This window comes from Rhizobium sp. TRM95796 (assembly GCF_025779995.1).
In the GTDB taxonomy this organism is placed as follows: domain Bacteria; phylum Pseudomonadota; class Alphaproteobacteria; order Rhizobiales; family Rhizobiaceae; genus Rhizobium_E.
Genome location: NZ_JAOXHE010000015.1, coordinates 1 through 23,768 on the forward strand (window position 1 = coordinate 1; position 23,768 = coordinate 23,768).

21 protein-coding genes and 4 pseudogenes are annotated in these 23,768 nt (G+C 59.3%); 9 read left to right on the top strand and 16 right to left on the bottom strand.

Going from position 1 to position 23,768, the window contains the following annotated elements; genetic code table 11:
- From istA to OCK01_RS23995, 3 genes are all read left to right on the top strand, one after another.
- On the top strand, window positions 1-843 hold an 843-nt coding region (istA, locus tag OCK01_RS23985; protein ID WP_263826130.1), incomplete at its 5' end, for an IS21 family transposase.
- The gene (istB, locus tag OCK01_RS23990; RefSeq protein ID WP_263826131.1) at window positions 840-1,721 is read left to right on the top strand and encodes an IS21-like element ISRel3 family helper ATPase IstB; all 882 of its coding nucleotides are present in this window, start codon (window positions 840-842) and stop codon (window positions 1,719-1,721) included. The genes istA and istB, both read left to right, overlap by 4 nt.
- Before the next feature lie 117 nt (window positions 1,722-1,838).
- Entirely contained in the window at window positions 1,839-2,033 is a 195-nt protein-coding gene (locus OCK01_RS23995) for a hypothetical protein (RefSeq protein ID WP_263826132.1), read from the top strand.
- A 7-nt stretch (window positions 2,034-2,040) separates the two neighbouring features.
- Here the strand turns inward: OCK01_RS23995 and OCK01_RS24000 are convergent, their stop codons facing one another.
- From OCK01_RS24000 to OCK01_RS24020, 5 genes are all read right to left on the bottom strand, one after another.
- Complete coding sequence (locus tag OCK01_RS24000; protein ID WP_263826133.1) at window positions 2,041-3,141, bottom strand: IS481 family transposase; 1,101 nt, start codon at window positions 3,139-3,141, stop codon at window positions 2,041-2,043.
- 230 nt (window positions 3,142-3,371) lie between these two features.
- Window positions 3,372-3,740 carry a response regulator gene (locus OCK01_RS24005; protein WP_263826134.1) on the bottom strand — a complete coding sequence of 123 codons (369 nt, stop codon included), beginning with the start codon at window positions 3,738-3,740 and terminating at the stop codon, window positions 3,372-3,374.
- A 677-nt stretch (window positions 3,741-4,417) separates the two neighbouring features.
- A complete protein-coding gene (locus OCK01_RS24010; protein ID WP_263826135.1) occupies window positions 4,418-4,651 on the bottom strand; it encodes a DUF6894 family protein in 234 nt (77 codons plus the stop codon).
- Window positions 4,652-5,617: 966 nt separating this feature from the next.
- Entirely contained in the window at window positions 5,618-6,370 is a 753-nt protein-coding gene (locus OCK01_RS24015) for an IS6 family transposase (RefSeq protein WP_263826136.1), read from the bottom strand.
- 84 nt (window positions 6,371-6,454) lie between these two features.
- Window positions 6,455-8,230: a methyl-accepting chemotaxis protein gene (locus tag OCK01_RS24020; RefSeq protein ID WP_263826137.1), complete on the bottom strand. Its 1,776-nt coding sequence runs from the start codon at window positions 8,228-8,230 to the stop codon at window positions 6,455-6,457.
- Window positions 8,231-8,488: 258 nt separating this feature from the next.
- On the opposite strand from OCK01_RS24020, the gene OCK01_RS24025 reads away from it, so the two are divergent.
- Both OCK01_RS24025 and OCK01_RS24030 read left to right on the top strand, forming a co-directional pair.
- On the top strand, window positions 8,489-8,884 hold the full coding sequence (locus tag OCK01_RS24025) for a hypothetical protein (protein ID WP_263826138.1): 396 nt from the start codon (window positions 8,489-8,491) through the stop codon (window positions 8,882-8,884).
- Window positions 8,885-9,075: 191 nt separating this feature from the next.
- Window positions 9,076-10,539 carry a sensor histidine kinase gene (locus tag OCK01_RS24030; protein WP_263826139.1) on the top strand — a complete coding sequence of 488 codons (1,464 nt, stop codon included), beginning with the start codon at window positions 9,076-9,078 and terminating at the stop codon, window positions 10,537-10,539.
- 73 nt (window positions 10,540-10,612) lie between these two features.
- Here the strand turns inward: OCK01_RS24030 and OCK01_RS24035 are convergent.
- A pseudogene (locus OCK01_RS24035) lies at window positions 10,613-11,425 on the bottom strand (IS630 family transposase).
- Between the two features lie 116 nt (window positions 11,426-11,541).
- Here OCK01_RS24035 and OCK01_RS24040 point away from each other — a divergent pair.
- Window positions 11,542-11,980 (top strand): annotated as a pseudogene (locus tag OCK01_RS24040) (ATP-binding protein); the annotation flags it as partial.
- A 92-nt stretch (window positions 11,981-12,072) separates the two neighbouring features.
- A pseudogene (locus OCK01_RS24045) lies at window positions 12,073-12,533 on the top strand (DNA polymerase ligase N-terminal domain-containing protein); the annotation flags it as partial.
- A 35-nt stretch (window positions 12,534-12,568) separates the two neighbouring features.
- On the opposite strand, the pseudogene OCK01_RS26610 reads toward OCK01_RS24045, so the two are convergent.
- From OCK01_RS26610 to nirK, 5 genes and pseudogenes are all read right to left on the bottom strand, one after another.
- Window positions 12,569-12,721: pseudogene (locus tag OCK01_RS26610) on the bottom strand (transposase); the annotation flags it as partial.
- A gap of 245 nt (window positions 12,722-12,966) precedes the next feature.
- Window positions 12,967-13,413, bottom strand: coding sequence for a pseudoazurin (locus OCK01_RS24050; RefSeq protein WP_263826140.1), 447 nt, complete (start codon window positions 13,411-13,413; stop codon window positions 12,967-12,969).
- Between the two features lie 106 nt (window positions 13,414-13,519).
- Window positions 13,520-14,215: a Crp/Fnr family transcriptional regulator gene (locus tag OCK01_RS24055; RefSeq protein ID WP_263826141.1), complete on the bottom strand. Its 696-nt coding sequence runs from the start codon at window positions 14,213-14,215 to the stop codon at window positions 13,520-13,522.
- 70 nt (window positions 14,216-14,285) lie between these two features.
- Window positions 14,286-15,194, bottom strand: coding sequence for a formylglycine-generating enzyme family protein (locus OCK01_RS24060; RefSeq protein WP_263826142.1), 909 nt, complete (start codon window positions 15,192-15,194; stop codon window positions 14,286-14,288).
- A 27-nt stretch (window positions 15,195-15,221) separates the two neighbouring features.
- Complete coding sequence (nirK, locus tag OCK01_RS24065; protein ID WP_263826143.1) at window positions 15,222-16,355, bottom strand: copper-containing nitrite reductase; 1,134 nt, start codon at window positions 16,353-16,355, stop codon at window positions 15,222-15,224.
- Between the two features lie 188 nt (window positions 16,356-16,543).
- Between nirK and OCK01_RS24070 the strand changes: the two genes are divergently transcribed.
- Window positions 16,544-17,761, top strand: a complete 1,218-nt coding sequence (locus OCK01_RS24070; RefSeq protein WP_263826144.1) for an NnrS family protein — start codon at window positions 16,544-16,546, stop codon at window positions 17,759-17,761.
- A 62-nt stretch (window positions 17,762-17,823) separates the two neighbouring features.
- Here the strand turns inward: OCK01_RS24070 and OCK01_RS24075 are convergent, their stop codons facing one another.
- From OCK01_RS24075 to OCK01_RS24090, 4 genes are read right to left on the bottom strand one after another with little or no spacing between them, the layout of a single operon-like run.
- Window positions 17,824-18,105 (bottom strand): metal-sulfur cluster assembly factor, encoded by a 282-nt coding sequence (locus OCK01_RS24075; protein ID WP_263826145.1) that lies wholly within the window; start codon window positions 18,103-18,105, stop codon window positions 17,824-17,826.
- A complete protein-coding gene (locus OCK01_RS24080) occupies window positions 18,102-18,614 on the bottom strand; it encodes a DUF2249 domain-containing protein (protein WP_263826146.1) in 513 nt (170 codons plus the stop codon). The genes OCK01_RS24075 and OCK01_RS24080 overlap by 4 nt, the downstream gene beginning before the upstream one ends.
- A gap of 11 nt (window positions 18,615-18,625) precedes the next feature.
- Window positions 18,626-19,972: a hypothetical protein gene (locus OCK01_RS24085; RefSeq protein WP_263826147.1), complete on the bottom strand. Its 1,347-nt coding sequence runs from the start codon at window positions 19,970-19,972 to the stop codon at window positions 18,626-18,628.
- 9 nt (window positions 19,973-19,981) lie between these two features.
- A complete protein-coding gene (locus OCK01_RS24090) occupies window positions 19,982-20,251 on the bottom strand; it encodes a DUF2249 domain-containing protein (RefSeq protein ID WP_263826148.1) in 270 nt (89 codons plus the stop codon).
- A gap of 189 nt (window positions 20,252-20,440) precedes the next feature.
- Here OCK01_RS24090 and hemN point away from each other — a divergent pair, with 189 nt between their 5' ends.
- A complete protein-coding gene (gene hemN, locus OCK01_RS24095) occupies window positions 20,441-21,790 on the top strand; it encodes an oxygen-independent coproporphyrinogen III oxidase (RefSeq protein WP_263826149.1) in 1,350 nt (449 codons plus the stop codon).
- A 78-nt stretch (window positions 21,791-21,868) separates the two neighbouring features.
- Here hemN and OCK01_RS24100 read toward each other — a convergent pair whose 3' ends face one another.
- Window positions 21,869-23,764, bottom strand: coding sequence for a nitric oxide reductase activation protein NorD (locus tag OCK01_RS24100; protein WP_263826150.1), 1,896 nt, complete (start codon window positions 23,762-23,764; stop codon window positions 21,869-21,871).
- Window positions 23,765-23,768 lie beyond the last annotated feature (4 nt).

Consider the following 23,768-nt stretch of genomic DNA (forward strand, 5'->3'; position numbering starts at 1 on the left):
CCGAGGATCGTCTGGCTGTTCTCCATGGTGCTGGGGCACAGCCGTCTGATCTGGGCCCGCTTCGTCATGCATCAGAACCTGCCGACCGTTCTGCGTTGCCATATCGCGGCCTTCGAGGCTCTCGGCGGCGCTCCGCGGGACGTGCTTTACGACCGGATGAAGACGGCCGTCATCGGCGAAGGCCAGACAGAAGGCATCGTCTACAACCGCGCCCTCATAGACCTGGCGCGCCATTACGGTTTCCACCCGAAGGCCTGTAAACCCTATCGCGCCAAAACGAAGGGCAAGGTGGAGCGGCCGTTCCGCTATATCCGCGAAGACTTCTTCCTCGCCCGCTCGTTCCGCAACCTTGACGACCTGAATGCTCAGCTTCGGCACTGGCTGGATACAGTCGCCAATCCAAGGAAGCATGCCACGACCCTGCGCATCGTCAATGAGGTCTTCGCCGAGGAGCGGAAGCACCTGCGACCTTTACCGCTGGCTCCGTTCAAATCCGTTCTGAAGCTGGAGCGCCGGGTATCGCGGGAAGGCATGGTCAGCGTCGGCGGCAACACCTACAGCGTTCCGGATGCGACCCGTAGCCGTATGGTCGAAGTCCATTCGCTCGCCGACGAGATCCGCATCTTCGAGAACGGCATGCTGATCGCAGCCCATCCCGTCCTGGAGGGCCGCAAGCAGCGTCGGGTTCAGCCCGACCATCGACGAGCACTCGCGCCGCCACATCTCTCCAGGACGCGCGACGACGCCATTGTCGTCAAGCCCGCCGGCGACACCGTGCTGCAGCGGTCGCTCGCCTTCTACGATGCCGTCGGCAAAGTTCTGGCGCAGGAGAACCGCCCATGAGCGCGGCCCTTGACGCCATTCCGTCCATGATCGATCGTATCCGTCATGATCTCGTCGGCCTGAAGATGCCACGTGCACTCGAAGCTCTCGACCATGTCGTTCGACGCCTGGAGCACGGTGAGCTTTCTGCGCTGGAAGCCATTGATATCCTCCTGTCCGAAGAATTGACCCTGCGGGAGAACAGCCGCATCAAGACCGCCTTGCGGATGGGCAGGCTCGGCACGATCAAGACACTCGCCGGCTTCGACTTCACCTTCCAGCCTTCACTCGACCGAGATCGGATCTTCACCCTGGCGCAGCTCGGCTTCGTCGATCGCCATGAGGCCGTTCATTTCCTTGGTCCGCCGGGAACAGGCAAAAGCCATCTCGCCACAGCGCTCGGTGTCGAAGCCGTCAAAGCCGGAAAGAGTGTGTATTTTACCACGCTTGCCGACCTCATTGGCTCGCTTGCTCGTTCCGAACGAGAAGGCAGACTGCAGGAGCGGATCCGCTTCTTCTGCAGGCCGAGCTTGCTGATCGTCGACGAGATCGGCTACCTGCCGGTCGTCCACGGCGGCGGCAATCTCTTCTTTCAGCTCGTCAATGCCCGATATGAACGTGGCGCCATGATCCTGACGTCAAACCGCGGCTTCGCAGAATGGGGCGATGTGTTCGGAGACCCCGTCGTCGCAACCGCGCTGCTCGACAGACTGCTTCACCATGCCGTCGTCGTGCAGATCGAAGGATCCAGCTATCGGCTGCGGCAGCATGCCGAGCTGATGCCGGAGCATGTCCGCTCCAAAGCCTTGATCGCACCCCCGGCGTTCGCGCCGCCTCAAAAGCCACGCGGTCGGCCGCCGAAAAATCCCCAAACCTCCTTGGCGTCCACCTCGGCATAACTGGGGAATTTTACTTCGGCGCTTCTGGGGAAAATTCAACCGGCATTGACAAACTGTTGCTGAGAGCGTCAGCGAACGGAAACTGAGCGCATTCGGCCAAGTATGGGAGGAATGCCCATGCCGTTTCCTGATGACCTGCGGAAAATGCGAGTCCTTCCTTTCGAGGGCGTCGGAACTATCAAGAAAGTCCATGAGGACATCACCGGCGAGCCTTGGTTTGTTGCAGAGCCCGAGCAGCGGCGCGCCTTTGCAATTTACGTCGCAGAGACATATGTACAAAGACGGTATTCGCCTGACATTGCCGCGTTTTGAAGCGGGTTCAGGCGGCGCGGGTTTGTTGGGTCATTGAAGCCTGTTTTTGCGTCTTTGTCAGCGTGTCTCCTCTCGGTTTTTGTGGTGATGGTGCGGGGTCTTTTTTCAGCCCGTCGATGAAGGCCTGGAGCGGTGTGCGTCCGGCCATGTTGCGACCCTGATGCGGGCGTCTGGTGTTGTAGATGACGAGCCATTCGTCGAGTGCGGCCTGCATCTCCTCGATCGTCTCGAACCAGGTCCTGCGGCCCTCGACGCGGAAATGCTCGTCGAGCACGGTGCGGTGAAAGCGTTCGACGATGCCGTTGGATTGCGGCCGCCTGACCTTGGTCGTCTTGTGCTCGATCTCCTCGAGCTGCAGGAAGAGCTCGTAAGGATGCTGGTCCGGCCGGCCGCAGAATTCGCGCCCATTGTCCGAGAGCACCGCCTCGATCCTAGCATCATGGGCCTCGAAGGTAGGGATGACGTCATTGTTGAGGATATGGACGGCAGTGACCGGCAGCTTGGAAGGGTAGAGCCTCGCCCAGGCATAGCGGGAATGGCAGTCGATGGCCGACTGCATGTAGATCTTGCCGATCCCCTTCAGCGTTCCGACGAAGAAAGTATCGACGGCGACGAGACTTCCTGTGTGTTCGGCTTCGATATGGCGCTCACGGAACTCGGGCGAGAACTGTTCGAGCAGCTTGACCTGCTCGTCCGTCAGCGTGATCCGGCGCTCGGCCGTTTCCTTCTCCAGACGCAAAAGCCGCTCGTGCTTGGTGAGCAGGTTATGGCGCTGCCAGACGCCGCGCACGCCGCCCGACGAGACGGAGAGGCCTTTGAGCCTGAGCTCCTGCTCGACCCGAAGCGCGCCGTGGCAGGGGGGATCGAGGCTGTGGGCCAACACCGCCTCTTCGATCTCGGCGGGCACGCGGTTGGGATGCGGACCCTTCGCGCCCGGCAGCCGGTCGATCAGACCCTCGGCTCCATAGGTCTGGAAGTTGCGGCGGATCTCGTAGAATTGCTGGCGGGAATAGCCCATTACCTTGCAGGCGCGGGAGACATTGGAAAGTTCGCTCGCGAGATCGAGCAAAGACAGCTTGCGACGTGCTATCTTGTCCATCGTGGCCATGTTCGTTGTCCTCGGATTTGAGATGTTTGGCGACACCATCAAACCCGCTCAAGCGCGGCATGGCCACACCCGTTTCGATGCGCTCGACTCTTGCGGTCGCGCATCGAAACTTCGGACCAAATGTCAGGCGATTACCATCTCAGGACAATACTTCCGCGGATTAGTTGTGCCTGAAAAGCTGCTGGCATTCTGCAGTCTCGCGGCGGAAAAACATTACAGGATCAGTCATGTCAGTGAGGCGGGCCCAGCAAAGCATCCACAATAAGCCTCATCTCCAATGGCTTGTCGATGAGAACATAGCCGCTGAAGCGCTCAGGAAGCGCGCCCCTGCTCTCCGATGATGCGAACAGGAAGGGGATGTGGCGTTCCATAAGCTTATCGGCGATCGGATAACTGTCATCGACGTCGAGGCGGATGTCGAGGATCGCGCAATCCACCGTTCTGGACGCTATCAGACCTAAAGCGTCAGCCACATTTGATGCTGGTCCAACAATAATGGCGCCCATCTGCTCAAGCGCCAGTTGCGTGTCCATGGCTATAAAGAACTCATCTTCGACAATGAGGACGTGCTGGCCCTTCATGCGGCTTTCAATATTCACGGGCAATCTCCAGACTGAGGCAGAACCTCGCTTGTTGATAGAGGTTCCCACTATGCGGGAGGTGTTGACTCTAATTCGTTGGACCAACCAGAGCCGCAATGATGCCCCCGATTTCGCCGATTTCCGGCCAGGTAATAGCCTGGGAATCCGCCACAGCTTGGTCCTCGCACGGCGCTCGATGCGATCAGATAAAGGATTTGGCGAGACATTAGCGCGTCCACGATTTCAAAAGCTTCTTCTGAATTTAAGTCAATGTCGAGGACGGCCCTGTCAATGCAGGAATTAGAAAGTATGACCGATGTTGCCCTGACACCCTGAGCGCTGCCAACAACCTCCGCGCCGAACTCTTTGATAATCTGCTCGACCTCAGCAGTTAAAAATACCATCCTCAACAACCAAGAGGCGCATACATAAGTAGTCCACAGGTCACGAGAGCCCTAATTGAGCCGCATAACACTGCTCGATAATCATGCTATCGGTCGTATCTCCATAAAACGAACGCGAAGGCGTCAGATGAGAATGCGGGAAAGCGGATTAAGTGTCGCTCCGTGTCGGCGATTTATCAATCTGCTCGATTTCAATAGTGTATTCTCCGCATGTCAGTCGCCATGCGCGGGCGCGATGTCGGGGCAATTTGCAGACAAGGGAGCCGCCTGCATATCCACAACGATTGATCACTATTCTCTAACTACGCTTATGAATGGAAGCTCGACGATCAGACGGTTGTCCTGATCCACCACTTCAAATGCTAATCTGCCAACTGGTGCTCCCTGCAACACTGCCTCCACCACCATTTCTCGCGCGGCGGTAGTCGCCTCGATAATGGCGAGCTTGTCGTTCGGCAACTCGCAGCCTTCCGGGTCGTCATTTCGCTCTGAACCGTTTAAGAGATGAAAATAATAGCGTGGCATGCTCGTCTCCATCACGGAGAAACGCCATTTCAATCACAGTGTTCCCAGCACAGTGAACCGACAGCCTCGCTACGCTGATCGTTCACGAAAATGGCTGATGACAAGAACAGCGTCTTGTTAGTCTCTGCTGCAGACTGCCGTCGTCAGTCAGATGATGACTAAACCCAAAGGCGGTTCTCTCTGGCGTTCCAAATGAAGCCGGCACCTCCCCCGGTCAGATCAAGCGATCGAGCCACACCAGCGAGCCGCCGAGGCGGATTGACATGATGGAAATCCGGCATGGCCGTGCCGCCGTTCGAGCGATCGTTCGCGACAGATAGGGGTTCGCAATTAAAGGCGCTCGTGCGCCACGTCAGAACATAGCGTCGTCAACATCTGGAAGACGAGAGGAAGGCGACTGTTGCCGCGCTGGGGTGAAGTGCAGCTCAATGCGTATCGAAATCGTTGTATGGTGATCCACACACGACCGAGGCGTAGACCTCGAGCAAGCACTGGCGGGTGGGTCGGCTTCCACTATAAAACGGAACTCCATGCGCCTGATGCGCTCGATCGCGTCGGCGAATGCCGATGCGAATTCGGGCTTCAACAGCAGCCCGGTGTGCGAGGTCTCTCCTGGCCGGTAGTCCGACCTCGGAAAGCCGGTAGTTTCGCGTGCAAGTTTGAAGGCAAATGGAGCGCTGTTGTGGCCGCTGGATCGGCGGGTATGCTGGCCGTAGCGCTTGCGCACATCGCGAGTGCGACCGACATACAGACTCTTTCCGCCTTCAGAAAACATTAGATTCCCGATCCGTTGATGTCAGGACGCAAGATTGTGTCTGTGACCGGCCCTTGGGGGCATGAGGGCCTCGAATTTTCGGCTGCAAATTTTCGGTGAATGCACTGAATGTCTCGTGCAAGGTGTCCCTAATATTGGGCGTGTCGCAAACATTTTCGGAGCGCGCGATTATCCCGTGAGCATCTTACGTTTCATGCTTTATTAACCTTTTGCAGTCCGAAGAGGCGCGCAAGCAAATCGTTCTGTTCGTTGACAGTCCAGCCGCCGGAAAAGCCGAAGCCTTTCTTCAACCATAGCATCGCCTCGAAACCCGCGATGGTTCGCCGCGCGGTGTTGAAGGATTGAAAGCCACCGACCTTTGGCATGTTCTTCTTTATCCGGAAATGGTCGCTCTCGATTCTCTGTTGGAGGTGCTTGGTGACATAATGAACCGGACCCGGATGCAGGTGCCCACTATCGATTGATGCATTGATGGCCGACGGAAAGGTATTGGCTCCGTCCGTCCCGATCTTAGCCGGTGACAACAAAGGCTCGTCCTTCAGCATTTTGCGGAAGAACCGCTTGGCGGCGTCGAGATCGCGCTTAGCAGTCAGCAGGAAATCAACCGGATTGCCGTGTTTATCGATGGCGCGGTAAAGATAGCGCCATTTGCCGCGGATCTTGACATAGGTCTCATCGATCCGGACCGAGCCGCAATGGGGTCGCCGAAACTGCCGCAGCCGTTTTTCGATCATCGGCGCATAAGCCAAAACCCAACGGTTGACGGTGCTATGATCGACCTCGAAGCCCCGCTCGCGAAATATTTCTTCCAAGTCACGGTAGCTGAGCGGGTAGCGCAAGTACCAGGCAACCGCCTGTACAATCAGCCACGCTTCGAAGTGCCTGCCTTTGAAATCATCCTTCGACTGGCGCTTCAGCTTTTCGGCAATGGCATTTAGAATCATGGGCTCGCTCCATAACTTTGGGAGCGTAAATTTCTCTGATGATGGTCAACACCGCGTTAAGCCGAAAAATTTGCGACAAGGCCATTAAAACTCCTCCCAACTGTCGTTCTTGATCGCTGCATTACCGTGAAATACGCGAGCGACCTTAGCCGTCATCTGACGCGCGGGGGAGGCAACGGGCTGCAGCCGAGCAGGGGCGGCAACTGCGGGCGCAGCACGACGCTTCGACGTCTCACCAATCTTGAACTGGGAGAGCATCTGGAACAGCTGCTCGGCTTCTCGCGCGAGGCTATGAGACGCAGCTGAGGTTTCTTCTACCATCGCGGCGTTCTTCTGAGTGCCTTGGTCCATTGTGTTGACCGCTGTATTGATCTCCTTGAGGCCGGTGGCCTGCTCTCGGGAAGCCTCTACAATGGCCGCAACGTTCGTGTTGACCAGGAGCACCTGGCCGACAATCTCCTCAAGCGCCATGCCTGTCTGGCCGACAAGCTCCACACCGCTTTTGACATGACCATTGGACGTGGTGATGAGGCCCTTGATTTCTTTGGCGGCCTTCGCTGACCGCTGGGCAAGTTCGCGCACTTCCTGCGCCACGACGGCAAAGCCTTTTCCAGCTTCCCCGGCGCGGGCTGCTTCTACTCCGGCGTTGAGCGCCAGCAAATTGGTCTGGAAGGCGATCTCATCAATCACGCTGATAATGTTCGAGATTTCGCCGGCGGATGTCTCGATCTTGCCCATGGCGTCGACCGCCTGGCCGACGACCTTGCCGGAACGCTCGGCGCTGTCCTTGGTCTTGCTTACGAGTTGACCTGCTTCACTGGCGCGCCGGCTGGAGTCGGTGACCGTCGTGGTGATTTCTTCAAGCGCTGCAGCCGTTTCTTCAATAGAGGCGGCCTGCTGTTCGGTGCGGCGCGCCAAGTCGTTCGAGGCGGTCTGGATTTCCACCGAAGCAGCGGCGATTGCCTCGGCATTATGGGTGATCGTCTGCATGGTGCTGCGCAGTTTGGCAGTCGCATTGTTGAAGTCGAGACGCACCTTTTCCAGGGTCGGCATGAAGGGGATTTCGAGTTCCCTGGTCAGATCCCCCTCGGAAAGGGCCGTCAACGCCGACGCCAGCGCATTGACGTTTTTCACGCGCGTCGTCACGTCGGTGGCAAACTTCACCACCTTAAACACCTTGCCGTTCATGTCGAAGATGGGGTTGTAGGACGCCTGGATATAGACCTTGCGGCCTTCCTTGCCGTAGCGCGTGAATTCATCGCTGAAGAATTCCCCATTCGCTAGCCCCGACCAGAATGCCTTATATTCTGGGCTGTTTGCGAAGGCAGGATCGCAGAATATCGCATGCGACTTCCCCTTCACCTCGGAGAGTTGGTAGCCAAGGGTCTTCAGGAAATTCTCGTTGGCGTCGAGGATCTCGCCCTGCGGCGTGAATTCAATGACCGCCTGCGCGCGGGAAATAGCGTCGAGCTTTCCGGCGTCTTCTGCCGTCTTGAGCTTTGCTGCCGTAATGTCGGTGGCAAACTTCACCACCTTGTACGGCTTTCCGCCCCGCATCACCGGATTGTAGGAGGCTTCGATCCAAACTTCACGGCCCCCCTTGCCGATGCGCTTGTACTGACGGCGGTCATACTGACCACGGCCGAGCTGAGCCCAGAATTCGCGGTATTCGGGCGAGTTTGCCTCGGCTGGGTCGACGAACATCCGGTGATGCTTGCCGACGATTTCCGAGAGCTGGTAGCCTAAGGTCTTACAGAAGTTTTCGTTGGCGGTCAGGATGGTGCCGTCCAGCTTGAATTCAATGATTGCCTGCGACTTCGCTACGGCCTCAAGAACCGCCTTTGCATCCAAACCGAACATCCAATGCTGCTCCAATATCGCAGATACCCGCGCCCACTGCCGGATTTTGTTGATGAAGCTATTATTAGCAGCCACTTCTTTACTAAATATGAATGATTTATACAATTTTGCTAAAAATTTCAGCAACTTGCGGTAATGTAAATTTCCATCAAGTAGTTATTTCTGATAAAGAAGTTTTATTGTGGGGAAATTGAGGCCGACAGTAGACGTAGGAGGTCAGGTTGCTATTGTTAATTAGACAAAAACCTGGAGCAACTAATGACATCACCTCACGCATCTGAGGCGCGCCGTAAGGCAACACGTAATCGCCAGCTGTTTGACGAGCGACAAAAAGGCTTTTCTTTTCGGGAACTGGCGAGGCGTCATTGTTTGAGTGTCAACCGCGTGCGCATACTAATTGATCTTGAGAAAGTCAGGATCGAGCGGGAAGCCGAGCTGATGCTGGCTGATAGCTTGCCCATCCAGCCGAACCCACTGCACCTCAGTCCTCGGGTGCGTGGCTTGTTAGCGGAAGCAGTAAAGCGGGATGACTTCACCCGCTATGATGTCGTTGCCGTTGGGGACTTTTCGATCCTACGTCTCGCTGGGATGACCGGACAACATTGGCGTGAAGTGAAAGCATGGCTCGAACGGCCGGGGCCAAGCAATAGATAATTACAATCGACAGCAACCTCTTGCGGTCGGATTTCTGCAGATCTTTTTCTGGATATTGATTTCCGCACGCAAAAAAATAAAGGTATTGGGAACGCAAAGCCTGACGAGTGCGAGGGCGGAGTAACATGTCAACCCGTCCCCTACGCTCGGTCTCTCAGCTCGCGATTTTTACGACGTCCGGAACCCTTTTGATGGTTCTCGTCATTCTGTCGGCATGGGCAACCCAAACCTATTACCTTACAATAAATCAGGCTGAAATTAGGGTGACAGGCTCTGCGAAGATCGTCGCGAGCAATGCTTACTGGATCTACCAGCTTGGGATTCAGGCCGTGCGACGCATCGACGAGTCCCTTTCAGACAGCGATCTCCAGTTTACCGGAACGGTGCGGAACATCGGCGTCGAGACCCAGGGGCTCCCTGCCAACGTAGTTGCCTATGTCGTTGACGCTACTGGTCGCACGCTCCTCTCTACCGATCCCGACATCAATACGATGGACGTAACCGATCGTGATTATTTCACCGCCGTCCAGAACGGACAGTTGGAATATGTATCGCCGATGCTGATCTGTCGGCTGAACGGCACTCAGATATTTGTCATCAGTCGGAGGATTGTGCGCAACGGCGTTTTTAAAGGAGCCGTCATTGTTTCGATGCCTGCAGACATCATGCGGGCGATATGGGAAACGGTGGACCTTGGCGGAAATTTCACCGTAAGCCTCATCCGCAATGACGGCATGCTTATGGCGCGCTATCCCCGAGCTTCCAAGACCCTGGACATGTCTGGCTATGTGCTATTCACCCAGTACCTGAGGCAGTCTTCTTCTGGCGTCTATTTGGCGGAAGCATCCCCGCTTGATGGGGCGAAACGACTCGTGAGCTATCGCCGGGTAGAGGGTACGCCGCTTGTGGCAGTTGCCGCTGCCGACTACAATGTACTGATCCAGCCCTTTTGGTCTGCAATCTACATGCTCGGGAGTATAGGATTGGCGATTGCGGCAGGGGCCGTCGCTGGTGGATGGTGGATTCACCATCTGTTACGCGCGCAAGATCGTCAGGCTGTCGAACTGGAACAGGCGCTTCAAACCAACGAAATGCTGCTGCGGGAAATCCATCACCGGGTTAAGAACAACCTTCAGTCGGTCCTCTCCCTCGTTCGGATGCATATCCGTCGTGCAGAAGGCTCCGAGGCTCTTAACAATCGTATCCGGTCGATGATCGCCGTCCACGAACAAATCTACATGCACGACGAATACGCTGCGATCGACGCAGCCCTGCTTATCGAGACAGTTGTCAAAAATGCGCTTTCAGCGCACGAGTCCCGGCTCAGTGTCTTGTTTGACTTGGCGCCGCAGAGACTTTTCAACGACAAAGCCACTGCACTGGCTCTGCTGGTCAACGAAGTGGTCACCAATGCTGTCAAATACGCTTATCCTAGCGATCAGGGGGGCGCGCTGTGGGTCACTCTGTTTCCGCCGACAGCTGATGGGCTCACCGAACTCATCATAAGAGATGAGGGTCAGGGATTCGATCCTGTCACGACGCAAAAAGGGACGGGAAGCCGCCTGATCGACGGCTCGGTCCACCAACTGGGTGGAGTTTATCGCTTCGAAGCGAACGCCGGGACAACATTTGTGGCTTCATTGCGGTTATCCTAAGAGAGCCACAACCGCTAAATTGTTGTAGCGAGCGTCAAGTGGTCGCGAAAGCTGCGACTAGAGCGGAATCCGATCATGTTGCATCATATCCTGCAGCGGCAAAATAGTTCCGGCATTCGGTTGTCGTGAAGAGTTTGAAGAGGCGACCGGTTGCGTTCCAAAGGCCGCCGATGGAGCGTTCAGCGGCCTTACGCAACAGCGCCTGGAGTTTCGAGAAGGCGTTTTCGATCGGGTTGAGATCCGGTCTGTAGGGCGGCAGGTACTCGAGCCTGGCGCCGGCGCTTTCAACCATCTCCCTTACCCTTGGCCCCTGTGGCTGGACAAGTTGTCCGTGACCACGATGTCGCCGGGTCGAAGGTCGGGCAGCAATACCTTCCCGACATAGGTCTCGAAGCTGATGCGGTTGATCGGCCTGTCGATGACGAAGGGGGCAATGAAACCACGCAACGTCAGCGCTCAAATGAAAGACGTTGTTTTCCAGTAGCCGTGTGGAACACTGACCCGGAGGCGTTCGCCTCGTGCACACCGGCCATGGCGGCGGACCATGTTTGTCGAAGCCCAGGTCTCGTCGATAAAGATGAGGCGCGCCGGGTCGAGGTCAAGTTGGCCTTCGAACCATTCCTGCCGCCGCTTCAAGATGTTGGGGCGATCTTGCTCGGAGGCATGCGCACTCTTTTTTACGCGGCATGTTGTGCCGTGCAAAGAAGCGCTGGATCGTGCCGAAGCCAAAGAAGAGCCTCTGTTCAGCAAGGCTATGGTCGAAGTCCATTCGTTCGCCGACGAGATCCGCATCTTCGAGAACGGCATGCTGATCGCAGCCATCCCGTCTTGGAGGGCCGCAAACAGCGCCGGGATCAGCCCCCCCATCGCGACGAGCACTCGTCATCGCTCCAGGACGCGCGACGATGCCATTGTCGTCAAGCCCGCAGGCGACACCGTGCTTCAGAGATCTCTCGCCTTCTATGACGCCGTCGGCAAAGTTCTGGCACAGGAGAACCGCCCATGAGCGCGGCCCTTGATGCCATTCCGTCCATGATCGATCGTATCCGTCATGATCTCGTCGGCTTGAAGATGCCACGTGCACATGTCGTTCGACGCCTGGAACACGGTGAGCTTTCTGCGCTGGAAGCCATTGATATCCTCCTGTCCGAAGAATCGACCCTACGGGAGAACAGCCGCATCAAGACGGCCCTGCGGATGGGCAGGGTCGGCACGATCAAGACACTCGCCGGCTTCGACTTCACCTTTCAGCCTTCACTCGACCAAGATCGCATCTTCACCCTGGCGCAGCTTGGCTTCGTCGATAGCCATGAGGCCGTTCATTTCCTTGGTCCGCCGGGAACAGGCAAAAGCCATCTCGCCCACAGCGCTCGGTGTCGAAGCCGTGAAGGCCGGAAAGAGTGTGTATTTTGCGACGCTTGCCGACATCATTGGTTCAATTCGTCCAATAAATAGACTTTGCCGCAGCATAATTATACTGAAAGCGAATACCAACGTAATATAACACGGCTGGGTGGATTGTTCGGAATCCAAGCCACGCGGCTGCATTATGACTGCGGCTCGAACTCGATGGGGTGTTCAAGTCCTGGGCGGTGACCAAAGGATCTTCTCTGGATCCGCACGACAAACGCTTGGCTGTCGAGGGCGAGGACCATCCATTGGACTACGGCGACTTCAAAGGTACCATACCGAAAGGCCAGTATGGCGGCGGCACGGTCATGCTCTGGGATTGGGGCTATTGCGAGCCGGAAGGCAACAAGACGCCGGAGCAGGCCCTGGCCAAGGGTGATTTCAAGTTTACGCTGGAGGGAGAGCGGCTGCTTGGCAGTTTTGTGCTGGTGCGGATGCGCAATGACCGCGACGGCGGCAAGCCAACAAATTGGCTGCTGATCAAGCATCACGACGATTACTCAATCGAAGAGAATGGCGCTGCCATCCTTGAGAACAATGCAACCTCCGTTGCATCCGGCCGAAGCTTGGCCGCCATGTCTTCCATGGCAGTGGATCTTAGCGGCGCATCCATCGCCTAATCACGGCTACGACCGATCCAGCGCACCAGCGTCGACAGGCCGACGCCCAGGTCCTGGGCGATCTCGCGCTGAGTCCGCCCGCCCGTCTGCGCCAAGCGCACCGCCTCAGTCTCAAATTCCTTGGTTAAATTCTTCTGCTTCGGAATTCCGATTTCCTTTCAACTCAAGAAAACCTCTCCACTTTTCCGATGCAAGTCCAACTCAAGACTCTCCCGAAAACTGGAGGGAAATTGGGTCTCAGGTCACATATGGCGTTCTAGAACAATACCGCGATCTTCCCTGCAGTCGCCGTTAATGACGAAAGAAAATAGAGGAGCATATACTCAGCCGTCTCGACGCAGAAGCCGGCCGGGGCTGTCGCCACCGACCGCTCTGTTGCGCATAACCTCTGTGGATTTCAGAGGCCCAGCGCGCTGAGATCTTTTTCGACACGCTCGCGCGCCTTTTTCGGCAGTTTTGCGGATTTGACTGCGTCGAGATTGGCAGGCGCACCGCCCACGACCACGACGGCGGCCATGCCCATGCCGAAATGCGGCGCGCATTTTACTATATAGGCGCCTGGCACGGTGAAGGTGATCTTGATCGCCTCGTTCATCTTGCCCTTGAAGGCTTCGGCGCCGGCCGGGATAAGATCCTTGACGCTTTCAGCGTTGTGGCTTTTGTCGGTTGGAACGAAGGTGACTGTGTCGCCAGGGGCGACCTTCAGGCCGCCGGGTTCGAACACCATCGCACCGTCTTTGCCCTTGTTGAGCATGTGGATTTCGTGGTCGGCCGCTTGAGCGCCAAAGGCCAACGCCAAAGAAATTACGGCTGTAGCGGCGAGGGAGAGGAGGGTCTTGGTCATCGGTCTAGCTCCGGTTTGAGAGCGCATTCGGCTCTGTTGAGAAGACCATAGTCGTTTCGCCGAGGCGCTCTTTGCGGTTCGTCAAAGATCTTGAGGAAAGACAGACTTAGCGGTTTGAGGCGTCGGCGAGGGCCTGCAGCCCCTTGACGTCGCGCACCAGAAGTTTCTGCCGTCCGCCCACGACAAGCCCCTTGGATTCCCATGCGCTGAGAATGCGCGAAACAGTGTGGAGCGTGGTGCCGGTCATCTCGGCGATGTCCTGGCGGGTGATCGGGAAATCGATGCGCACGCCGTTTTCGGCAGGCTTGCCCGCCTGCTGGCTGAGCCGCAGGACCGTATGGGCGACCCGGCGCTCCACCTCTTCGGTGGACATTTCCCGAATGCGGGTATGGGCTTCTTCAAGCCGCTGGCCGATGGTGTTGAGCGCGCTGACCGCCAGATGCGGGCTTCGGTCGATGAATTGCGGCCAGGCCTCGGTCGGCCAGGACATTGCGAGGCTCTCCGTCATCGTCAGCGCGGTGCCGGGATAATCGTTGCGCCGCAACGCTCGCGCAAAGCCGAAAAGGTCGCCAGGATGAACAACCCGCACGATGATTTGCTGGCCGTCCTGCGTGACCTGCGTTACCTTCAGCCGGCCATTGATCAGCAGATAAAAGTGCGTCGCCGGCGCGCCCTGTTCGAAGAAGGCTTCGCCGGCATCCGCGCGCTTGGGAACGGCTTGCGCGATCAGCGCGTCGAGATCCCCGTCCGGCATGCGTTCGAACATGGAAAAACGGCGCAGGACGGTTCTGTCGATCTTCACGGAATTCTCCCCGGTCTTTGGCGCGACGATAACCGATGGAGACCCTCCGCAATTGACATAGAGCAAATCGTCACGAAATAAGCCCGCGCTCCCTCAACCGCATCAAGGCCTTGGCGTACCAGCGATCGTCTCGGATCAGCCGGAAACCGAGATTGGCGGGCGGCGCGCCGACCGAGCAGCCGCCAGTTTTGGGATCGCGCACGAAGGCGCTCATCGGCGACCGATGTTGCCCAACCGTGACATAGACGCCGCAACTCGATACGGCAGACGCAGTCCAATCACCCGCGAGATCGACGCGGCGATGACAGGTGGTGGTCCATTCCCAGACATTACCTGCTAAATCGGCGAGACCATAGAGGTTTTCGCCGTAATGGCCGCGCTCGCGCGGCTTGGGATCGCTGGCCGCCTTGCGTGCGGTCTCGCGATCGTAATCCGCCAGCCAACGCAGAGCAGGATTGTCGCTATCTTCATCGACGCCGAGCGCATCGTCGGGAAAGCGGTCGCCCGCCGCATAGGCGATCTCCTCATGGCTCGGCAACCGCCAGATCTCGCCAGTTTCGCGACTCAGCCAGCGGGCATAGGCGCTGGCGTCATCGAAGCTGACGCCGGTCGCAGGGAAAACTTCGCCATGATGATCGGCCATTGCGATGGCGGGGCAGGCTTGGGCCTGGACGCAACGACGATAGTCGACCTCCGAAACCTGATATTTCATCACAGCGATCGGACCGAGACCGTCCTTCGACACCATCGGCGGATCGACGGCAAATCCATTTCGATAAAATTCGCCGTCGGCGCGATAGCGGAAAGCGTGGTCGGGAATAGTCACCGTCACCGGCGCAATCGCTGGATTGGCGCCCGCCTTTCCGATTCCGACGCCCAGTTGATGGGCGACGCCGAGCGAGAAGGCGAGGAGAAGCGCAGCCGGCGCCGCGACCGAGAAGAGCGGGACGGTCTTGGTTATGAAGGTCTGGCCCGTCATGGCGATCTCCTCGGTTTCTCCGCCCGGTTAGTGGCTGTTCGGCGACACGATTGCCGTCATCAGGTCGTTGTTCCACTCGCCCTCGACCTTGAAATGGGCGGCTGCGCCCTTCTCGAAAGCCTCGATCAGATTGTGGTTCACATAGGCGTAGATGCCGGGTTGTTGGAACGTGTAGAAAGCCGCCCCTGCCGCGCCGCCGGGAATGAACCAGGTCTCCTGGTCGAGTTCCGGCGGATTGGCGAATTTGCCGGTCGCCCAGACATAATCGCCATGACCGCCGATCAGATGCGGGCGGGTGTCGCGGTTGGCTTGCGAATGCAGGATCAGCACGTTTTCGCCGACCTTGGCCTTGAGCGCATTTTCGCCGGTCAACGCGCCGACCGCGCCGTTGAACACGATATGGCTGGGAGTGAGCGTCTTCATCACTTCAAGCGTGTCGGCATAGGCGTCGCCGTGGCTTTCATATTTCTTGTAGGCGCCTGTCTCGTCACGCGGCACGTAGAAATCCTGCTCGCCGACATAATAGACGCGGTCGTAAACGAGATCATGGCCTTTGTGATCCCTGAGCCCATCACGCGGCAGCACCATGATCGCGCCATTCATGCCCGAGGTGACATGCCAGGGCACCATTCCGGGAGGGGCGCAGTGATAGACGAACACGCCCGCCTTGGTGGCCTTGAAGCGCATCACGGCCTTTTCGCCGGGATTGACGATCGTGAGCGCGCCGCCGCCCAACGCGCCGGTGGCCGAATGGAAATCGATATTGTGTTGCAATTCATTGGTTTCCGGGTTGACCAGCGTCAGTTCGACGTAATCATCCTGATGAACGACGATCATCGGACCGGGCACAGAACCGTCAAAGGTCATCGCGTGGACTTCCGTGCCTTCGTCGTCGACGACGATCTTCTTTTCCTGGATGGTCAGCGTCACCTCATAGATTTTCGGGGCGCCTTCAGCCTTCTGGCTATGGGCATGGACGAAGGGCGGCTTAACCAGTTCGAGCTTTACCCGTTCGAGGGTCGAGAGGTCGACCGGAGCCGGCTTCGCAGCGAGCTTGTCGTTGGCCTGGGCGACGCTGGCGGCCACGAGCGGCGCCATGGCGCCAGCGAAAGCGGCGCCTGCGAGGATCGAGCGTCTTGTGATCTGGAACTCATTGCTCATCGGACATCTCCTTGATGTGGACGGAGGTTTTGCCGCCCTGTCGAAGAAGAACCTAACCGATCAGCCCTCCCCTCTCTTTGCGCCAGCACAATATCTCAAGGATTTACCAACCTTCTCCGGACTTGTGTTTTCGCAAAGAGCACGATCGCCGCCGTCTTTACTGTCTCCAAAACAATCAGGAGACCGCCATGACGTTATCACAGGAAGCAATTGACAAAAGACAGGACCCCCGTGGCTTGTCGGGGTTCGGCCCAATACTGTTTTCTTACGGTTTCAGGCCGTTCTTCCTCGGCGGCGCAAGCTGGGCATGCGTAAGCATGATCCTCTGGATCGCGTCTCTTTCCACAGACATCGGGATAGGCGGCGGCTATGGCGCGCGTGCGTGGCACGGGCATGAAATGCTGTTCGGCTTCGGTTCCGCCATTGTCGCAGGCTTTCTGCTGACCGCCACGCCGAACTGGACGGGCAGATTGCCGATTTCCGGGCCGCCATTGATGCTGCTGTTTCTTCTCTGGACGGCGGGCCGGCTTGCCCTCTTGTTTCCGGATACACTCGGAGTGGTCCCATCAGCAATGATCGAAGCGGCCTTCTTGCCGGTTATGACCATCGTCTGCGTTCGCGAGATCATCGCCGGCCGCAAATGGGCGGATCTCAAGGTCATGGCCGGGCTCGGAGCCTTGACGCTCGTCAATCTCTGCTTTCACTATGAAGTCATTGCCGAGGGTGGTCCTGTTCATGCCGGAAGGCTGGCGGTCTCCGCCTATCTGATGATGATCATCGTGGTGGGCGGCCGCATGCTGCCGAGCTTCACCCGCAACTGGCTCGCCAAGGCGGGCAAGACAAGTTTCCCCACGCCCCATAATCGGTACGACGCGACGGCAATCCTCGCCTCGCTGCCGGCTCTGGCGCTCTGGATCATCCTGCCGGACGAGAGGATCACCGGCACGGCGGCGCTAGCGGTCTCGGCGCTTCACACGGCGAGGCTCATTCGCTGGAAGGGCTGGACGACGGGTCGGGAGCCGCTGGTCAGCGTGCTGCATCTGGCCTACGCCTTCATCCCGTTCGGCTTTCTTGCCATCGCCGGCGCTGCTTTCAACGTTCTCGACCCCGTATCAACCCTCCATGTCCTGACGGTGGGCAGCGTAGCGACGATGATGCTGGCGGTGATGACGCGCGCTACCCGCGGCCATACCGGCCGGGCGCTGACCGCCTCACGCATGACATGCCTGAGCTACGCCGTCCTTTTCGCTTGCGCGTTGATCCGCCCGCTTGCGGGCCTGTTCCCAGATCAGCTGGCGCTGATCTATGCGGCAGCGGGACTGTTATGGATCGGCGGTTTCGGCCTTTATGTCCTGGAATATGGCCCGATGCTGGTCACCCGCCGCCGGCAGATGATTGGCGGCTGAAGGGAGACGCAAAAGCCGGGAGGGACCGATCGGGCTCCTCCCGGCTTTTCGTCTGCCCCGGATCAGGCGCGCATGCGGTCCGGCGTCCAGGGCGGATCATAGGTCAGCTCCACCTCGACGGAAGCGGCCAGACCCGATGCCAGCGCCCTCTCCCGAACCGCTTCGACCAGAAGACCCGCGGCGGGGCAGCCGCGCGTCGTCGTGGTCATGATGATGCGAAGGCCGCCCTTCGGCATAGCTTCGGCTCGATAGATCAAGCCTATGTCGATGACGCTCAGGCCGAGTTCTGGATCGATGACCTCGGCGAGCGCTGCGGCTATTTCAGGAACGAGATCGGCGGTCATGTCGCCGTCTCCCCACGCCGGATCATCACGCGGAAGGTCTCGCCGGTCTTGTCGTAGTTGCCGACCCATTGATGGCCGCGCTTGACCAGTTCGGGATAAAGCAAGATTGGCTCGCGGCCGAGGGCTGCAAACAGCACGGCTCCCGACGGCAACGTTTCCAGCGTCTGAAGAATGCGCAGCATCGGCTGCGGCGGGTCGAGATCGGTGAGATCGAGCTCGATGAGGGGATCCGGCCAGGCGTCCGCGCCTTCGGCGTCATCAGAAACGCGCACGGCGATGGTTTCCGGCAGGAAGCGAACTTCGAAATCGCCATCCTCCAGTTCAAGCACCTCATGGCGGAAGCCCTTGCGCGCCATCACCGAAAACAGCGGCTGCGGCTTGAACGGCGCGATCAGCCTCAGCCCCTGATCGGGCGCGAGCGCATTGACGCTCGCCATGATCTCGGCGAAGGGCTCGACGCCCGCCTCGAGGATCGGCCTCACATCGAGGTCTCTAAACTCCACGGCCATGATAATCTCCTTCAATTCGGATTGGCGGTAACGAGATGCGGGCGCACAGCGCCCGAGGGAAGCCGCACGGACTCGGGCGCATAGCTCAGGCGCCGGGCTCGGAAAAATTCCAGCCCGAGCCCCGCCACAGTCGCAAACTGCATCCAGGCGGCAAGCCGAAGCCAGAAATCGAGCCCCAAGAGCAGGCATAGACCGCCGGCGATGACGGCGACATGATACAGCGCAAAGTACATCCGCGCCTTCGGCTCCCGGACGAGATCCTGCACGCGCGGCACGGCGCTGCGGCCCATCACCGGCCCATAGGCTTCGAGCCAGGTGAGAAACGGCACGATCTTGTAAAGCTGAGCCAAGCCCAAGCCGGACAGCCAGCCCATGGCGAGGCTATAGACGCCGGTTTCGAGAAGCGGCGCGGAGGTCGTGATTGTTTGCGACAGAAAGATAAGCACGAGACCGGTCGGCAGATGCAGCACGGAGACCAGGCCTGCAGACGTGTTGAGCTCCAGCGCCTTGCGGCGGCGGGCGCGGATCATGGTGACGAGATCGGCGAGATAGAAGGCAAGAGTCAGCGTTAAGAAAATCGCAACCGGCCAGAAGGCGAACGGTTGAAGCAGCGGAACGAACCCGCCTGACATCGCGCCAGCCCAAAGCGACAGAAGACCGGCGAAGGCCGCGAGCGCCAGCAACCGTCCAAAGCGGCTCTTCTCCGGCGCCAGCATGAACATCGAGAACAACCGATAGCTCACGCCGATCGCGGTAAGCGTCATCCAGCCGACAAGGCCGGAAAAGGCATGGGCGGGAAGAGCATAGGCGAGGACATCGCCGGCCCAGTTAGGGATGAACACGCCGCCAAGCAGCGACGAAAATGTGAGGCCGAGACCGGCGGTGGCGGCGAGCGCAAGCAAGCCAAGCAGCACCAGCAGCCCTGGTGGATCGCGCTCCTGCCGCCTTGTCAGCGTGGCGGCGATCGACAGCGCATGGGCGCTGAAACCCAGAAACAACAACAGTCCGCCGATTGGAAGAACGACAGGATCAATGCCCAACCACCCGCCCAGAGATAGAAAACCCAGAAGAAGAATAAGTAAGCCGATAACGATCATGACAAGCGTCGGCGCGGCGACCCAGCCGTAGCGCGGCGAACCCGCCGCCAGTACCGGTGCAAATTGCAGGAGCGCGCCGAGAAACAACAGCCCCAGCCAGCCGATTGCGATGAGGTGCACGAGAACGAGCGTGTCGGGAGCCCCAACGTCGACGGACGGAAAGCCGAAGCCGAGGCCCATCAGCGAAAGCCCTGACAACAGGCAGGCGAGAGCGACGGCGAAATAGCTCATGGTCCAGCGTGACAAGGGGGCTCCCGGCATGATCGGTCCTCAGTGACCGCCGCAGCAGCAGTCGCAGCCGCCGCCTTCGGCGCGGGTGATCAGCACTTTCCAGACGTCGGGACCCTCTTCGACATAATCCCAGCCAAATTCGTCAGGAAAGCGGGTCATGATCTGGTGATGCAGCGGCCGCGGATCGTGGTCGCTGGTCACCTGCATCGCCCGGCCCGGTTCGAGTTGGGCAAGCATGCCGAAGATGGAGGGATGGCGTTGGCTTGGCGGGATCACCCGCACATCGATTTCTGGAATGGCGCTCGACATATCGTCTCCGCTTCAATGTTGCTGTCGCGCTGGGTCTTTCGCCCGGCGAGAATTGAATAGGCGTAAACTGCCTCCCGCACCTTGTTCCGGAACAAACTGCTTGCATTTCGTCAGGCCGGCTTGCGCTGGGGCAAAGAAGGCAGAGCGTGAAACGCCTAGGCATCTGACGAAGAAATCAGAGGAAACGCCATGTCCGACGCCGTCATCGCCCGTTATGGAGAGGCGCGCCTGCCGCGCTACACCAGCTATCCCACCGCGCCGAAATTCGCTGACGTGATCGGCCCTGCAGACTATGCCGGATGGCTGAAGGGAGCGCGAGGCGGCCAGACCTCGCTTTATCTGCACATCCCCTTCTGTCGGTCGATGTGCTGGTATTGCGGCTGCCACACCACGATCACCGAGCGCGACCAGCCGATCGTCGATTATCTCGATGCTCTGACGCGGGAAATCGACATGGTCTCCCGGCTGACAGAGGGTAAACTCGATGTCCGCGAGATCCATTTCGGCGGCGGCACGCCCACCATCATCAAGCCCGAAGAATTTCTCGGCCTGATGGCGCGGTTGCGCGGCAGCTTTGGCGTTCACAGCCGCGCCAATGTGTCGGTGGAGATCGACCCGCGCCGGCTAACCCCAGAGATGACGCAAGCTTTAGGGGAAGCCGGCGTGACCCGGGCGAGCCTGGGCGTGCAGAGCTTCGACCCCCGCGTCCAGAAAGCCATCAATCGCATCCAGTCGGAGAAGGAAACGGCGCTGGCGACCGAGGGTTTGAGGGCAAATGGAATCGGAAGCATCAATTTCGACCTGATCTATGGCCTGCCGCATCAGACCATCCGCTCCTGCGAGGAAACCGCCCGCGCCTGCGTGGCGATGCGGCCAGAACGACTGGCCGTGTTCGGCTATGCACATGTGCCGAGCTTCAAGAAACACCAGCGTCTCATCGATGAAGCTACGCTCCCCGACGCCACCGCCCGCCATGAACAGGCCGAAGCCATCGCCGAGACGCTCGAAGCCGGCGGCTATCTTCGCATCGGCCTCGACCATTTTGCCTTGCCCGAAGACGATTTGGCGAAAGCAGCCGACGCCGGCCTGCTGCGCCGCAATTTCCAGGGTTATACGACGGACAGCTGCGACGCTCTGATCGGCTTCGGCGCTTCATCCATCGGTCGGCTCGCCGAGGGATATGTGCAAAACGCAACGCCGCCGGGCGTCTATGCCCGCGAAGTCGTGGCCGGTCGTCTTCCCACGGCGAAAGGCTATCGTCTCACCGCCGAAGACCGGCTGCGGGCGCATGTGATCGAGCGGCTGATGTGCGATTTCGCTGCTGATGTCGCATCAATCTCCGCCTCTCACGGTTTTGAGCGCGATATGCTGTTGCGCGGCAATGCCGCGCTGCATTCTCTCGCCGAGGATGGGATCGCAACGATTGCCGATGGCGTCGTTCGGGTCGATCCGTCCAGGCGGTTTCTTATCCGCGCCGTGGCGGCCGCCTTCGACGCCTATCTCAGTGATCTCGGGCGCACCTTCAGCAAGGCGGCGTAAAGCGGGAAACATTTGTTACGCGCGCACGAAAAGACCCGGCGGATGCACATCCGCCGGATCTTTTCGTCCTCGTTGTTATCAGCGGGTCAAGCCGCGATAGATCGCCGGCAGCGCCCTGGGCAGTTTGCCGATATCGCCCACGACGGTGAAACCGTGACGGCCGAACATGACGGGCAGATAGGATTGCGCCTCTTTATCGACGGTGACGGCGAAGACGGCCGCGCCGCTTCGGCGCGCCTCCGCCACCGCCTTGCGCGAATCCTCCAGCGCAAAACGGCCTTCATAATGATCGATGTCGTTGGGCTTGCCGTCGGTCAGCACCAGCAGCAGCCTGCGCCGGTTGGGCTGCTTTGCGAGTTCCGCCGCCGCATGCCGGATCGCCGCACCCATACGGGTGTAATAGCCGGGCTTGAGACCTGCGATGCGGCGCTCCACCCGCTCGCTCATCGGCTCGCCGAAGGCCTTCACCGTCTCGATCCGCACCCAGGCGCGACGGCGCGAGGTGAAGGTCAGAACGGAATGGTTGACCCCGCAAGCCGACAGTCCATGCGCGAGAGCCGCAAGCGCCTCCTTTTCGACGTCCAGCACGCGATGATCGTCATGCCAGGCGTCGGTCGAGAGGGACACGTCGACGAGAATGGTCACAGCTAGATCCTGGCCTTGCGGCCGCGACAGAAGATGAATGCGGTCGCTGCCCTCGCCGCCGGCGACTAGGTCCGTCTGCCGGCGCACCAGCGCGTCGAGATCGAGTTCCTCCCCATCAAGCTGCGCCTTGAGCGCCTCGTTTTTAGGCCGCAACAATTCGAACTGCCGCCGCACATTGCGGATATGTGCGCGCGTCTCCTCGGTGGACATCAGACTAGCCTCCGCCTCGCCCGGAACAGTGGTGACGACGCGGCAGTAAGCGAGCATATAGGCGTCGGTCCGGTAGTTCCACTCTGGATAGCTGATCTCCGCCTCGATAGCCGAGGGATCGACCGCTTCGGGCGGCAGGACGAGATCGAAGCGGAATTTCGAGGACGGCCGTTCCTTGCGCCGGCCCAGCGTGATTTCATCAAGGTCCCGCGCGGCCTCGCGATCGGCCTCGTCATTGTCGTCGGCGGGACGGTCGACATTGACCATCTCCGCCATCGCCAGGATCTTCTCGAAACGGTTGAGGATGAAGGGCGAGCGGTCGCTGGCGCCGCGCTCGGTTTCGCGATCGGCGCGGTAGCGGCCGGCGGAGCCCAGATCGTCACCGGTGGTCGCCGCATCATACTCGGCCTCGACGCCCTTCGGAACTTCGGCGCGCGGCTCGTAGCGCGGCCAGAGCGGGATGGGCATCAGGGGCTGGTAGCCTGCCGGCGCGCTGCGTGGAAAGATCGACGGCGGACAATCGATCGGCAGACCGGCGCCGGCCTTGAGCATGGCGAGCGCCTCGTTCTCCACCAATTGCTCCACCGGCGGTAGCGCGCCGCGCCGGCGACCAGCAAGCACGCCGCGGCAGAGCGCGGCAAAACGCGACGCCAGTCCCGGAAAGGCCTGTTGCGTCCGCCGCGTCGCGCGCTTGGCCGCGTCCAGCGCGGCGACATCCGCGTTCAGCGCGTCTTTCGCATCGGTGGCGGTCATCTCCATCTGCGCCATATAGGCCGCGAGCCAGATATAGAGGTCGCGATTGAGCGCTGGCTCGGAAAAAAGATCGATCACGGGCGGTAGCTGCACAGCGCCGCGATCGCGCGCCGCGGGAGCAGTCTTTTCCTCTCCCAAACCCACCAATTGCCGAAGCCGCAGCCGATGGCCGCTGGCTCTTGCATGGGCGGGGCCGAGCTGGGCGGCGATATCGCCGCCGAAGGCGCGAAAGCAGGTCGCCAGAACCGGCTTGACGTCATCAAAGCTTATGGCGGCCTGCGGATAGCGCGGCATGCTGGAGGTGGATCCGACCAGTCGGTGCCAAGCCTTGCCGACGCTCTCCTCGAGTTCCAGGAATTCGAACATGGCG